The organism is Streptomyces sp. NPDC045968 (assembly GCF_056430475.1).
This window is the reverse complement of record NZ_JBWKLF010000011.1, coordinates 65,700-79,627: the sequence shown is the minus strand read 5'-3', so window position 1 is coordinate 79,627 and position 13,928 is coordinate 65,700. Positions and strand designations below refer to the sequence as shown.

13 protein-coding genes are annotated in these 13,928 nt (G+C 69.7%); 9 read left to right on the top strand and 4 right to left on the bottom strand.

What is annotated here, in order from left to right; genetic code table 11:
* Window positions 1-13: 13 nt before the first annotated feature.
* Both AC07FA_RS28670 and AC07FA_RS28665 read right to left on the bottom strand, forming a co-directional pair.
* Window positions 14-736, bottom strand: coding sequence for a glycerophosphodiester phosphodiesterase (locus tag AC07FA_RS28670; protein WP_479079211.1), 723 nt, complete (start codon window positions 734-736; stop codon window positions 14-16).
* Between the two features lie 20 nt (window positions 737-756).
* Window positions 757-1,791 (bottom strand): adenosine deaminase, encoded by a 1,035-nt coding sequence (locus AC07FA_RS28665; RefSeq protein WP_479079210.1) that lies wholly within the window; start codon window positions 1,789-1,791, stop codon window positions 757-759.
* A 129-nt stretch (window positions 1,792-1,920) separates the two neighbouring features.
* Between AC07FA_RS28665 and AC07FA_RS28660 the strand changes: the two genes are divergently transcribed.
* Window positions 1,921-2,631 (top strand): DUF4190 domain-containing protein, encoded by a 711-nt coding sequence (locus tag AC07FA_RS28660; RefSeq protein ID WP_479079209.1) that lies wholly within the window; start codon window positions 1,921-1,923, stop codon window positions 2,629-2,631.
* Between the two features lie 71 nt (window positions 2,632-2,702).
* On the opposite strand, the gene AC07FA_RS28655 is transcribed toward AC07FA_RS28660, so the two are convergent.
* The gene (locus tag AC07FA_RS28655) at window positions 2,703-3,251 is read right to left on the bottom strand and encodes an NADAR family protein (RefSeq protein WP_479079208.1); all 549 of its coding nucleotides are present in this window, start codon (window positions 3,249-3,251) and stop codon (window positions 2,703-2,705) included.
* Between the two features lie 206 nt (window positions 3,252-3,457).
* On the opposite strand from AC07FA_RS28655, the gene AC07FA_RS28650 reads away from it, so the two are divergent.
* From AC07FA_RS28650 to AC07FA_RS28615, 8 genes are all read left to right on the top strand, one after another.
* On the top strand, window positions 3,458-4,972 hold the full coding sequence (locus AC07FA_RS28650; RefSeq protein WP_479079207.1) for a gamma-aminobutyraldehyde dehydrogenase: 1,515 nt from the start codon (window positions 3,458-3,460) through the stop codon (window positions 4,970-4,972).
* 48 nt (window positions 4,973-5,020) lie between these two features.
* On the top strand, window positions 5,021-6,271 hold the full coding sequence (locus tag AC07FA_RS28645; protein ID WP_479079206.1) for an ABC transporter substrate-binding protein: 1,251 nt from the start codon (window positions 5,021-5,023) through the stop codon (window positions 6,269-6,271).
* Between the two features lie 64 nt (window positions 6,272-6,335).
* On the top strand, window positions 6,336-7,487 hold the full coding sequence (locus tag AC07FA_RS28640; RefSeq protein WP_479079205.1) for an ABC transporter ATP-binding protein: 1,152 nt from the start codon (window positions 6,336-6,338) through the stop codon (window positions 7,485-7,487).
* Window positions 7,484-8,407: an ABC transporter permease gene (locus AC07FA_RS28635; protein ID WP_479079204.1), complete on the top strand. Its 924-nt coding sequence runs from the start codon at window positions 7,484-7,486 to the stop codon at window positions 8,405-8,407. Before AC07FA_RS28640 ends, AC07FA_RS28635 begins: the two co-directional genes overlap by 4 nt.
* Window positions 8,407-9,210 (top strand): ABC transporter permease, encoded by an 804-nt coding sequence (locus AC07FA_RS28630; RefSeq protein WP_479079203.1) that lies wholly within the window; start codon window positions 8,407-8,409, stop codon window positions 9,208-9,210. Before AC07FA_RS28635 ends, AC07FA_RS28630 begins: the two co-directional genes overlap by 1 nt.
* Window positions 9,211-9,235: 25 nt before the next feature.
* Window positions 9,236-10,651, top strand: coding sequence for an NAD(P)/FAD-dependent oxidoreductase (locus AC07FA_RS28625; RefSeq protein ID WP_479079202.1), 1,416 nt, complete (start codon window positions 9,236-9,238; stop codon window positions 10,649-10,651).
* Window positions 10,652-10,789: 138 nt separating this feature from the next.
* Window positions 10,790-11,248, top strand: a complete 459-nt coding sequence (locus AC07FA_RS28620; RefSeq protein ID WP_479079201.1) for a bifunctional DNA primase/polymerase — start codon at window positions 10,790-10,792, stop codon at window positions 11,246-11,248.
* Between the two features lie 81 nt (window positions 11,249-11,329).
* Window positions 11,330-13,153, top strand: a complete 1,824-nt coding sequence (locus AC07FA_RS28615) for a chitinase (protein WP_479079200.1) — start codon at window positions 11,330-11,332, stop codon at window positions 13,151-13,153.
* Here AC07FA_RS28615 and AC07FA_RS28610 read toward each other — a convergent pair.
* Window positions 13,104-13,922, bottom strand: a complete 819-nt coding sequence (locus AC07FA_RS28610; RefSeq protein ID WP_479079199.1) for a phosphatase PAP2 family protein — start codon at window positions 13,920-13,922, stop codon at window positions 13,104-13,106. The two genes, AC07FA_RS28615 and AC07FA_RS28610, sit on opposite strands and share 50 nt — an antisense overlap.
* Window positions 13,923-13,928: the final 6 nt, after the last annotated feature.

The window sequence follows — 13,928 nt, the reverse complement described above, 5'->3', positions numbered from 1 at the left end:
CATGCCGGATCGATCAAGGTGCCTGACGGGCAGGCGAGTTGGTGAGCAGCCCGTGCAGTGCGTCGACGCGGTTCGTGGTGATCGAGTCGACGCCGCGCGCGATGAGCCGGCGCATCGTGCGTTTGGTGTCGGCCGTCCAGGCGGAGACCAGCATCCCGTCCCGGTGCACCCGGTCCGTCAGCTCCCGGCTCACCAGACCGAAGCGGTAGTTCATCCAGCGGGGCTTCACGGCGTCCAGGAGCGCGGCGCGCGGCGGTGCGAGCGTGTTCCACGTCAGCGCGATCTCGGCGGACGGATCGGCCGCCCGGACGCGGAGCATCGCCCCGCCGCCCGCGCAGTAGTACACCCGCTCGCCCGCCCCGCACTCGTGGACGACGCCGACGATGTCCCGTACGGAGGCGTCGGTGCAGCCGGGCAGATCGATCATGAGGCGGTGCCCGGGGGTGGCGAGCAGCGTCTCGTGCAGCGTGGGCACGCCGCCCGAGGTCAGCTCGGTCAGCTCCTGGTGGCGGAGCCGGTCGAGACGCAGGTCGTGGCCCCACAGCCGCTCCAGCGTGGAGTCGTGCAGCAGGACCGGCACTCCGTCGCGGGTGACACGGACGTCGATCTCGACCGCGTCCGCCCCCCGTTCCAGTGCGGAGCGGACCGAGAGCAGCGTGTTCTCGCGGGCGCGGTACGGGTCTCCGCGGTGTGCCACGGCGGTGACGGCGGGTGCGGTGTCGAGGAGGTGAGCCATGGGGCCATTGTGGCCGGGGGTCACCCGGCGGGGGTCTCCAGCCAGTTCGCCGTGTACGTGTCGATCTCGGCGGCCAGCTTCCGCTTGCCCGCCGGGTCCAGGTAGGACGCCTCCACCGCGTTCTTCGCGAGGTCCGCGACACCGCGCTCGTCGAGGCCCAGGAGGCGGGCCGCCACGCCGTACTCGTTGTTGAGGTCGGTGCCGAACATCGGCGGGTCGTCGCTGTTGATCGTGACGAGAACGCCCGCCCGGACCATCTCGCGCACCGGGTGCTGGTCCAGATCGGCGACCGCGCGCGTGGCGATGTTCGAGGTCGGGCAGACCTCCAGGGCGATCCGGTGCTCGGCGAGGTGGTCGAGCAGCTTCGGGTCCTGGACGGAGCTGGTGCCGTGGCCGATGCGCTCGGCGCGCAGGGCGGTGAGCGCGTCCCAGACGGTCTGCGGTCCCGTGGTCTCCCCGGCGTGGGGGACCGAGTGCAGGCCGGCGGCGATCGCCCGGTCGAAATACGGCTTGAACTGGGGACGGTCGACGCCGATCTCCGGGCCGCCGAGGCCGAACGAGACGAGTCCTTCCGGCCGCAGGTCCAGGGCGAGCCGGGTGGTCTCGGCGGCGGCCTCCAGGCCGGCTTCGCCGGGAATGTCGAAGCACCAGCGCAGGACGACCCCGAGCTCGGCCTCGGCCGCCTTGCGGGCGTCCTCGATGGCCTCCATGAAGCCCACCTCCGGAATGCCGCGCCGGGTCGAGCTGAACGGGGTGACGGTCAGCTCCGCGTACCGGATGTTCTGGCGGGCCATGTCCCGGGCTACCTCGAAGGTGAGCAGCCGCACGTCCTCCGGGGTGCGGATCAGGTCCACCACGGAGATGTAGACGTCGATGAAGTGCGCGAAGTCGGTGAAGGTGAAGAAGTCCGCCAGCGCTTCCGGGTCCGTGGGGACCTTGGAGTCGGGGTGGTGGGCGGCCAGTTCCGAGACGATGCGCGGCGAGGCGGAGCCGACGTGGTGGACGTGGAGCTCTGCCTTGGGCAGCCCCGCGATGAAGGGGTGCAGATCGTTCATCGGACTCTCCGGAATTCTCGGCGGTCGGCGTTTTCGGGCCGGGAGCACCGGCCGCACCGATCATCGTATGCGGGGGCGTACGGCCCGGGGCCGGGCCGTAGCATGACGGGACCACGATGGGGGAGGCCCATGTCAGACAGCACAGAGCAGCCCGGGGGCGGGCCCGCGCCGTACGATCCGTGGGCGCCGCCGGACGGCCGGGTGGAGCTGGGCAAACCGGCCGCCGCGGGGCCGCCGCCCGTGCACGACCAGCCGACCGTGAGCGCCATGCCGGGCGTGGGCAGCGGCCCCGCGCCGGGGGCCGGTGGTCCGGGCTTCGGACCGGGTGACGCGGGCGCCGGATACGGTCCGGGCGACGCGGCCGTACCGCCGCCGCCGATCGCACCGAACGGTCCGGGGCAGCCCGTGCCGCCCGCGGGGCAGTTCGGCTATCCGGCCGCGCCCGTCCCGCCGTACGGCGGCTACCCGGGATATCCCGGCTACGGCGGCCAGCCCGGCTGGGGCGGCGCAGCGCCCGCGAACGGCCTCGGCACAGCCGCCATGGTGCTCGGCATCCTGGCCGTCTGCCTGTTCTGCCTGTACGGGATTCCGAGCCTGATCCTCGGCGTACTCGCCCTGATCTTCGGCATCCTGGGGCGCAAGCGCGTACAGCGCGGCGAGGCCGACAACAACGGACAGGCGATGACCGGGGTCATCCTGGGGGCCATCGGCATCGCCCTCGGTGCGGCGATCATCGGTTTCTTCATCTGGCTGCTCGCCACGCACGGCGACGAATTCAACGACGTCGACGAGTACGACGATCCGTACGCCACGTCGCTGGTGGTCGACACCGGCCGATAGCGGCCAGGCCCCCGATCGCCGGACGGACCGCGACGCGGCCCGTCCGGCGAACGGCGTCCCACACCCCTGTGTCACCGCGCGCGCAGGCGCGACCTCGCCTCCATGAGCGCGAAGCCGAGCAGATTCAGGCCCGCCCAGCGGGCCGGATCGGTCACCCTCTGGTCGTCCGGGGCGTGACCGATGCCCCAGATCCGGTCGACCGGGCTCGCCTCGACCAGCACGCGGTCCCCCGTGCCGAGCAGATACCCCCGCAGTGCCGGGTCCTGGCCGAATTTGTGGACGCTGCCCTCCACCACCAGGTCGAACCGCTCACGTACCCAGACGCTCTCATCGAACCCGCGGACCAGCCGGCCCACTGCCTTCGCCGCCGCCGGACTGGTCGCCCCGACCGCCCGTATCGCGGCCTCCTCGTCGCCGAAGAGCCGTGCCTTGCCGGCCATCATCCAGTGCTCCGCCGACGCGTACGTCACCGCACCGACGGTGAACGGCGACGGCCACCACTGGCTCAGACAGCTCGGACCGAGCCGGCCGTCGGCGCGCGGGCGGTGTCCCCAGAACGGCAGGTACTTCACTTTCTCGCCATGCGCGAGCCTCGCCACAAGATCATCGATGTGCCCCATGGCATGTGAGTCTGGCATTCGCCACTGACACTCCGTACGGGGATCTTCGCGTCGACGCGACACATGGTCGACAGATTCCGTCGCGTAACCAAAAGGCAACAACGGAATCACTTGTTGGCCTGGGTCCCCTCTGTCAGGATCGGCACTCAACTCGACCAGAAGCTACGCCGCCCCCGCTCATCGGGGGAGCGGTGGAGGAGAGCGTCATGGGCAACGGCTTCCACGTGCAGGACCGCTTCGCGGGCGGCGCGCAGTACATTGGCGGAAAACTGCGGTCCGGCACGTCGGGCCGCCACCACGAGGTGGTGAACCCGGCGACGGGCGAGGCGGTCTACCGCTACGAACTGGCCGGCACGGACGACGTGGACGCGGCCGTCGCCGCGGCGGCGGCAGCCTTCCCCGGCTGGTCCGGCGCCACCCCTGCCGAGCGCTCGGAGGCGATGCACCGCTTCGCCGCCGTACTCGCCGAGCAGGCCGACGACTTCGCGTACGCCGAGTCCCTCCAGTGCGGCAAGCCGATCAAGCTCTCCACCGAGTTCGACGTACCCGGCACCGTCGACAACACCGCCTTCTTCGCGGGTGCCGCCCGCCATCTGGAGGGCAAGGCGGCGGCCGAGTACGACGGCGACCACACCTCGTACGTACGCCGCGAGGCGATCGGGGTCATCGGCTCCATCGCCCCCTGGAACTACCCGCTCCAGATGGCCGCGTGGAAGGTGCTCCCGGCCGTCGCCGCAGGCAACACCATCGTGCTGAAGCCGGCCGAGATCACCCCGCTGACCTCGCTGATGTTCGCCCAGGCGGCCACCGAGGCGGGCATCCCCGACGGCGTGATCAACATCGTCACCGGTGCGGGCAGGGACGCGGGCGAGCACCTCGTCGGCCACCCCGACGTCGTCATGACCTCCTTCACCGGCTCCACCGCCGTCGGCAAGCGGGTCGCGGAGATCGCCACCTCCACCGTCAAGCGCCTCCACCTCGAACTCGGCGGCAAGGCACCCTTCGTCGTCTTCGACGACGCCGACCTCGAAGCGGCCGTCAACGGCGCGGTGGCGGGGTCGCTCATCAACACCGGCCAGGACTGCACCGCCGCCACCCGCGCCTATGTGCAGCGCCCCCTGTACGACGCCTTCGTGCGGGAGGTCGCCGCGCTCATGGAGACCGTCAGGCTCGGTGACCCCTTCGACCCCTCGACGGACCTCGGTCCGCTGATCAGCCACGCGCAGCGCGACCGGGTCGCCGCCTTCGTCGAGCGCGCCCGCGCCTACGCCACCGTCGTCACCGGCGGCGAGGCGCCCGGCGGTGATCTCCGGGACGGTGCCTACTACCGGCCGACCCTGGTCGTGGGCGCCGCCCAGGACAGCGAGATCGTCCAGTCCGAGATCTTCGGGCCGGTCCTCGTGGTCCTCCCCTTCGACACCGACGACGAGGGCATCGCCCTCGCCAACGACACCCCGTACGGTCTCGCGGCCTCCGCCTGGACCCGCGACCTCTACCGGGCGAACCGGGCCACCCGCGAGATCAAGGCGGGCTGCGTCTGGGTCAACGACCACATTCCGATCATCAGCGAGATGCCACACGGCGGATACAAGGCCAGTGGCTTCGGCAAGGACATGTCGGCCTACTCCTTCGAGGAGTACACGCAGGTCAAACACGTGATGTACGACAACACCGCGGTCGCCCGCAAGGACTGGCACCGCACGATCTTCGGGGACCGATAGCAGCCGTCGCCTGACCAGCGGCCACACACACCCGAAAGGGCAACGCGTATGGAGCAGTACGAGCCCGAGCGCCTCTCTCCCGCCCAGCTGGCGGCCATGAGGCGGAGCCTGACCACGGGCAGGGGCGCCCTCACCCGCCGTTCGATGCTGCGCGCCTCGGGCATGGGCGCCCTCGCGCTCGGCGGTCTGGGCACACTGAGCGCCTGCGGCATCCCGCCCGCCAAGCGCGAGGGCGACACGGCGGCCGCCTCCGACGACCACTCGGCCCAGGAGAAGCAGATCAGCTTCTCCAACTGGACCGAATACATGGACGTCAGCGAGGACGAGAAGGGCCGCCCGACCCTGGAGGCGTTCACTAAACGCACCGGGATCAAGGTCAAGTACACCGAGGACATCAACGACAACGTCGAGTTCTTCGGGAAGATCAAGCCGCAGCTCGCGGCGGGCCAGAACACCGGACGCGACCTCATATGCGTCACCGACTGGCTGGCCGCCCGCATGATCCGGCTCGGCTGGGCGCAGAAGCTCGACCCGGCGAACCTGCCGCACGCCTTCGCCAACCTCTCGTCCCAGTTCCGCACCCCGGACTGGGACCCGGGCCGCGCCTACTCGTACCCCTGGACCGGCATCTCCACCGTCATCGCCTACAACTCCAGGGCGACCGGGGGCCGCAAGGTCGACTCCGTCACCCAGCTGCTCGACGACCCCAAGCTCAAGGGGCGGGTGGCCTTCCTCTCCGAGATGCGCGACTCCGTCGGCATGACCCTGCTCGACATGGGCAAGTCCCCGGAGACGTTCGGTGACGCCGACTTCGACGCCGCGATCGGCCGCCTCCAGAAGGCCGTCGACAAGAAGCAGATCCGCCGCTTCACCGGCAACGACTACACCGCCGACCTGAGCAAGGGCGACATCGCCGCCTGTCTCGGATGGGCCGGGGACATCATCCAGCTCCAGGCCGACAACCCGGACATCAAGTTCGCGATCCCGGCCGCCGGTTACATCACCTCCAGCGACAATCTGCTGGTCCCCGCGAAGGCGCGGCACAAGACCAACGCCGAGAAGCTCATCGACTACTACTACGAGCCGCCGGTGGCCGCCCAGCTCGCCGCGTACATCAACTACGTGTGCCCGGTCGACGGCGTCCGCGAGGAACTCGCCAAGATCGACGAGTCGATGGCCGACAACACCCTGATCCTCCCTGACAAGGAGATGGCGGCGAGGTCTCACCCCTTCCGCTCGCTCAGCTCGAAGGAAGAAACGGCGTACGAGGAGAAGTTCGCCAAGCTCATCGGCGCCTAGGGCATGCCCTGACGCCGGACCTTCCCTTCCCTCACCCGCCCTTCCACCACTGGGACTGCGACCCATGACTCAGCAGCAGACAGCAGGCGGCGACGTCCGCCTCGCCGGGATCAGCAAGACGTACGGCTCCTTCACCGCCGTACATCCGCTCGATCTGACCGTCCCGCAGGGCTCGTTCTTCGCGCTGCTCGGCGCGTCCGGCTGCGGCAAGACCACCACGCTCCGGATGATCGCCGGGCTGGAGGAGGCGAGCACCGGCACGGTCTCGCTCGGCGGCAAGGACATCACCGGCCTGCCCCCGTACAAGCGGCCCGTCAACACCGTCTTCCAGAGCTACGCGCTCTTCCCGCACCTGGACATCACCGAGAACATCGCCTTCGGTCTGCGCCGGCGCGGCATCAAGTCGGTCAAGAAGCAGGTCGACGACATGCTGGAGCTCGTCCAGCTCGGCGACTTCGCCCGGCGCAAGCCCCACCAGCTCTCCGGTGGCCAGCAGCAGCGCGTCGCCGTCGCCCGCGCACTCATCAACCACCCGCAGGTGCTCCTCCTCGACGAGCCGCTCGGCGCCCTCGACCTCAAGCTGCGCCGTCAGATGCAGCTGGAGCTCAAGCGCATCCAGACCGAGGTCGGCATCACCTTCGTGCACGTCACGCACGACCAGGAAGAGGCCATGACCATGGCCGACACCGTCGCGGTGATGAACGGGGGACGGGTCGAGCAGCTCGGTGCCCCCGCCGACCTGTACGAGAACCCGCGGACCACGTTCGTCGCCAACTTCCTCGGCACCTCCAACCTCATCGAGGGCGAGGTCGTCGAGACCGGTACGGACATCGTCGTCTCGGCCGGCGGCGGGAAGCTCCGGCTGCCCGGCGACCGCTGTACCGCACCGGCGACGACCGGAGGGAAGGTGCTGCTCGGCATACGCCCCGAGAAGATCTCCTTGGCGCACGCCGACGCCGCCGAGCGGATAGCCGACGGCCGCAACCGGGTCACCGGCCGGATCGTCGACTCCAGCTTCATCGGGGTCTCGACGCAGTACGTCGTGGAGAGCCCCGCGGGCAAGGCGCTCCAGGTGTACGAGCAGAACATCGAGCGTGACGCCCGGCTGGTCCCGGGTGCCGAAGTCGTCCTGCACTGGAACCCGGCACACACGTTCGGACTCGACGCCGCCCAGGACATCGACGCCGGTGTGGAGACGGTGGAGGACGCGGCGTGACCGTCACAGAAGCGCCGCCGGCACCGCCGACCGCACCGAAGGCACGCAAGCCCTCCACCCGTAAGCGGCTCGTCCCCTACTGGCTGCTGCTCCCCGGCATCCTGTGGCTGATCGTCTTCTTCGCGGTGCCGATGGTCTACCAGGCCTCGACCTCCGTACAGACGGGTTCGCTGGAGAAGGGGTTCGAGGTCACCTGGCACTTCCAGACGTACTGGGACGCGCTGAAGGACTACTACCCGCAGTTCATCCGGTCCCTGCTGTACGCCGGTTCCGCGACGGTCCTGTGTCTGGTGCTCGGCTACCCGCTCGCGTATCTGATCGCGTTCAAGGCGGGCCGCTGGCGCAACCTGGTGCTGGTCCTGGTCATCGCGCCGTTCTTCACCAGCTTCCTGATCCGTACGCTCGCCTGGAAGACGATCCTCGCGGACGGCGGCGCGGTCGTGGACCTGCTGAACACGCTGCACGTCCTGGACGTGACCAGCTGGCTCGGCTGGACCGAGTCCAACCGGGTGCTCGCCACACCGATGGCGGTCGTCTGCGGTCTGACGTACAACTTCCTGCCGTTCATGATCCTGCCGCTCTACACCTCGCTGGAGCGGATCGACGGCAGGCTGCACGAGGCGGCCGGCGATCTGTACGCCACCCCCGCCACGACCTTCCGGAAGGTGACGTTCCCGCTCTCGATGCCGGGAGTCGTCTCCGGCACGCTGCTGACCTTCATCCCCGCCAGCGGGGACTACGTCAACGCGGAACTGCTCGGCTCCACCGACACCAAGATGGTGGGCAGTGTCATCCAGTCGCAGTTCCTGCGCGTCCTGGACTATCCGACGGCAGCCGCGCTCTCCTTCATCCTCATGGCGATCGTCCTGCTGATGGTCACCTTCTACATCCGCCGCTCCGGGACGGAGGACCTGGTCTGATGCCCGCACTGCGCTGGATTCGCCGCAACATGATCGTCATCGCGGGTCTGCTGACCCTCGCGTACATGATCGTGCCGAACATCGTCGTGATGGTGTTCTCGTTCAACAAGCCCAACGGACGCTTCAACTACGCCTGGCAGCAGTTCTCGCTGGACGCCTGGAAGGACCCCTGCGGCGTCGCCGACCTGTGCTCGTCGCTCTCGCTCTCGTTCCGGATCGCGATCTGGGCGACGATCGGCGCGACCGTGCTCGGCACGATGATCGCCTTCGCGCTGGTCCGCTACCGCTTCCGGGCGCGTGGTGCGATCAACTCGCTGATCTTCCTGCCGATGGCGATGCCCGAGGTCGTCATGGCCGCCTCGCTGCTCACGCTCTTCCTCAACATGGGCGCCGAGCTGGGCTACTGGACCGTCCTGATCGCCCACATCATGTTCTGCCTCAGCTTCGTGGTGACCGCGGTCAAGGCACGGGTGATGTCGATGGACCCGAGGCTGGAGGAGGCCGCCCGCGACCTCTACGCGGGGCCCGTACAGACCTTCCTGCGGGTGACCCTGCCGATCGCGGCCCCGGGGATCGCCGCGGGAGCGCTGCTCGCGTTCGCGCTCTCCTTCGACGACTTCATCATCACCAACTTCAACGCGGGCTCGACCGTGACCTTCCCCATGTTCGTCTGGGGTTCGGCTCAGCGCGGCACGCCCGTGCAGATCAACGTCATCGGCACGGCGATGTTCATCATCGCCGTGACGGTGGTTCTCGTCGGCCAGCTCGTGGCGAACCGGCGGAAGAACAACGCGCAACCCTAGAGAGTTCCCGAAGGAGTTGGAAACCATGGCCCCAGCTGCCATGCGTACTGCCGCACAATCGCTCGCCGGCGCCAAGCCGCTCTCGTACTGGCTCGACGACCCCGCCAAGCCCGAGGCGCTCCCCGCGCTCATCGGGGAGGAGCGCTGCGATCTTCTCGTCATCGGCGGTGGTTACAGCGGTCTGTGGACCGCGCTGATCGCCAAGGAACGGGACCCGGGGCGCGATGTCGTCCTGATCGAGGGGCACGAGGCGGGCTGGGCCGCCTCGGGCCGCAACGGCGGATTCTGCGCCGCCTCCCTCACCCACGGCCTGCCCAACGGCGTGGAGCGCTGGCCGGACGAGATCAAGAAGCTGGAGGAGCTGGGGGAGCGGAACCTCGACGCCATCGAGGCCGCCGTCGCCCGCTACTCCATCGACTGCGAGTTCGAGCGCACCGGCGAGATCGACGTCGCGACCGAACCGCACCAGCTCGAAGAGCTGCGCGCCTGGCACCAGGAGGCCACCGAACTCGGCTTCACCGGGCTGGAGTTCCTGGACCGCGACGCGATGCGGGCGGAAGTCGACTCGCCGACATTCCTGGGCGGGCTCCTCGACCGGAACGGCGTCGCCATGCTGCACCCCGCCAAGCTGGCCTGGGGCCTGAAGCGGGCCTGTCTCGAACTCGGCGTGCGGATGTACGAGCACACCCGGGGCCTCGATCTGCTCAAGTCCGGCCCCGGGATGGCGGTCCGCACACCGTACGGACGGGTCCTGGCGCGCAAGGTCGCGCTCGGCACGAACATCTTCCCCTCGCTCGTCAAGCGCGTACGCCCGTACACCGTCCCGGTCTACGACTACGCGCTGATGACCGAGCCGCTCAGCGAGGGCCAGCTGGCCTCGATCGGCTGGAAGAACCGGCAGGGACTCGGCGACAGCGCCAACCAGTTCCACTACTTCCGGCTCTCCTCGGACAACCGGATCCTGTGGGGCGGATACGACGCGATCTATCCGTACGGGGGCCGGCTCAGCGCCGATCTGGACCAGCGGCCCGAAACCTTCCTCAAGCTCGCGGGCCAGTTCTTCGACTGCTTCCCGCAGCTGGCGGGGGTGCGCTTCAGCCACGCGTGGGGAGGCGCGATCGACACCTGTTCGCGCTTCTCCGCCTTCTTCGGTACGGCCCATCAGGGGCGGGTCGCCTATGCGGCCGGATTCACCGGGCTCGGGGTCGGCGCGACCCGCTTCGGGGCCGATGTGATGCTCGACCTGCTCTCCGGTGAGCAGACGGAGCGCACCGCGCTGGAGATGGTCCGTTCCAAGCCGCTCCCCTTCCCGCCCGAGCCGTTCGCCTGGGCCGGAATCGAGCTGACCAAGAGGTCGCTGGCCAGGGCCGACAGCAACGGCGGCCACCGCAATCTGTGGCTGCGGGCGATGGACAGGGCGGGCCTCGGCTTCGACAGCTGAGCCCCTGCCGGGCCCGATGTGGCCCGGATCACAGTCGCCACCTTCCCGAACCCGCGTAATGAACCGGGCGCAGTGCTCTCTCTTCCGTGAACGTACCGGCGGATCCCTGCCGGTGTCCACAGAAACGGAAGGCACGCCATGGCCGGCCCGGGGGCAAAGTCCGCAGTCGAGTGGCTCGCATCAGCGGCACCGGATCCCGACGCCTGCCGGTGGGAATGGGAGCGCAATCCGCAGGGGATCGCGCTTCTGCCCGCCGGCAGGCGTTGGGACGTGCTGATTCTTCCGGGGGAGCTCGGCTATCCGACCCTCGACGTCCTCACCCGTCTCGTCGACCGGCCGGGGCCGGTGCTCGCCGACTTCGGCGATGCCCGGATGGGCTTCTTCGTGCCGCCGGGCACCGTCACCCGCTGGCTCGGCACCGGCGTACGGGGAGCCGGTCAGGGGACCTGGATCGTCGTCCCGTATCCGGGCCGGGCGTCCGGCGGGGTGCGGTGGCTGATCCCGCCGGACGGCTCCGGGACCCTCACCGACCCGTCCCTGCTGGAACTGGCGATGCACGAGGCCGCGGGGGCGGCCGCCCAGGACGGCGAGGGTTGAGTGCCAGAGGTCTTGACAAGTTGATTGGTCTGGACCATGTTGTGGCCGCCACCCCCAATTCCCCCATGCCCGGAGGCTGTTGTGGAACGTACGGGATCCCCCACTCGATGGCCGGGACTTCTGGCCGCCCTCGCGGCAACCCTGCTCGCCGCCACGGGACTGGTCGCGACCGCACCGGCCGCCGGCGCCGCCGACGCCGAACTGGCCCGCAACGGCGGCTTCGAGGCCGGTCTGGACGGCTGGAGCTGTAGCGCCGGCAGCGGAGCCGTGGTCGGTACGCCCGTCCACGGCGGCACCTCCGCGCTGAGGGGCACCCCGGCCGGCAGCGACCACGCCAAGTGCTCCCAGACGGTCACGGTCAGACCCGGCTCCACGTACACGCTGAGCTCCTGGGTGCAGGGCGGTTACGTCTACCTCGGCGCGTCCGGCACCGGCACCACCGACGTCTCCACCTGGACCCAGTCGCCCGGTGCCTGGAAACAGCTCACCACCACGTTCACGACCGGGGCCGCCACCACCTCGGTGACCCTCTACACCCACGGCTGGTACGGCACTCCCGCCTACTACGCCGACGATGTCAGCCTCATCGGCCCGGGCGGCGACCCGGTCGTCCTGCCCGCCGTACCCGCCGGGCTGAAGGCGGGCACGGCCACCGCCTCGTCCGTCCCGCTCAGCTGGAACGCGGCCTCCGGAGCCACCGGCTACCACGTCTACCGGGGCGGCACCAAGGTCCTCACGGTCACCGGCACGTCCGCCACCGTCACCGGCCTGGCCGCCTCGACCGCGTACAGCTTCCAGGTGAGCGCGGTCAACGCCGCCGGTGAGTCCGCCAGGTCGGCCGCCGTCGGCGCCACCACCGCGGCGGGCGGCGGCGGAGGCGGCGGAGACCTCCCGGCCCACGCCCTCGTCGGCTATCTGCACTCCAGCTTCGCCAACGGCTCGGGCTACACGCGGATGGCGGACGTTCCCGACTCCTGGGACGTCATCAACCTCGCCTTCGGCGAACCGACCTCCGTCACCTCCGGCGACATCCGCTTCTCGCTCTGCCCGGTCGCCGAGTGCCCGAACGTCGAGTCCGCGGCCGAGTTCAAGGCGGCCGTCAAGGCCAAGCAGGCCGCCGGCAAGAAGGTGCTCATCTCCATCGGCGGCCAGAACGGCCAGGTGCAGCTCGCCACCACCGCCGCCCGCGACACCTTCGTCTCCTCGGTCAGCAGGATCATCGACGAGTACGGGCTGAACGGCCTGGACATCGACTTCGAGGGCCACTCCCTCTCGCTGAACACGGGCGACACCGACTTCCGCAGCCCGACCTCACCGGTGATCGTCAACCTGATCTCGGCGGTCAGGACCCTCAAGGCGAAGTACGGCGCGGGCTTCGTCCTCACCATGGCCCCGGAGACCTTCTTCGTCCAGCTCGGCTACCAGTACTACGGCTCGGGCCCCTGGGGCGGGCAGGACCCACGTGCCGGGGCCTACCTCCCGGTCATCCACGCCCTGCGCGACGACCTCACCCTGCTGCACGTCCAGGACTACAACTCGGGCTCCATCATGGGCCTGGACAACCAGTACCACTCGATGGGCGGCGCGGACTTCCACATCGCCATGACCGACATGCTCCTCACCGGCTTCCCGGTCGCCGGGGACCAGGCGAAGGTCTTCCCGGCGCTGCGCCCCGAGCAGGTCGCCATCGGCCTGCCGGCCTCCACCCAGGCGGGCAACGGGCACACCTCGCCCGCCGAGGTCACCAAGGCGCTGAACTGTCTGACGAGGAAAACGGACTGCGGCGGCTACCAGACGCACGGCACCTGGCCCGCACTGCGCGGGCTGATGACCTGGTCGATCAACTGGGACCGCTTCAGCCAGTGGGAGTTCTCGAAGAACTTCGACGCCTACTTCGGCGGCTGAGCACCCAGAGCACCACCAGCAGCACCCCGCTCAGACACCAGCTGGCGACCACGTCGAGCGGCCAGTGGTAGCCCCGCAGTACCAGACCGGTGCTCGTCGCCGCCGTCAGCAGGACGGCGGCGGCGGGCATCGTCCATGAACGCCTCAGATACGGGACCAGAAGCATCGCCGCCGCTCCGTACGCCACCGCGGAGGTGGCCGTATGGCCCGAGGGGTAGTAGCCGGTCGCCTCGGTCAGTGGGCCCTGGCGGTCGGTCCACAGCTTCAGCGGGACCACCAGCGCGGGCACGGCAGCCATCGTGAGCGCGGCGTACAGCGCCTCCCGGCGGTCACCGCGCACCAGCGCGAAGACGATCGCGCAGGCCAGCACCGGCAGCGCGACCTCCATGTTGCCGAGATCGGTGAAGAGTTCCGTGAGCGCGACGGGGCCGCGGCCTGCCAGCGCCCCGCTGAGGCGTTCGTCGGGGCCGAGCAGGGGGCCGTCGGCCACGACCTGCCAGGTGATGAGCGCGAAGACCGCGAGGAGCGAGGCCACCACGGAAACGAGAGGAGCCGGTCGCCCAGGAACAGGGGGGGTTGTTCCTGGGCGACCGGCGGGATCGGTTTGCCGCGCGCCCCGGGGGGTGTGGGGCGGGCGGCCATCCGATCGGTGAGGAGTCCCGGAGCCAGAGGCTCCAGTGGTGTGCGCGTGGGCACAACCCGGACGGCACTGGGGAAGCGCCGAACCGGAGTCGCCCGCAGTCTCCCGCGAGCGGCGTGTTTCTCTCATCTGCGG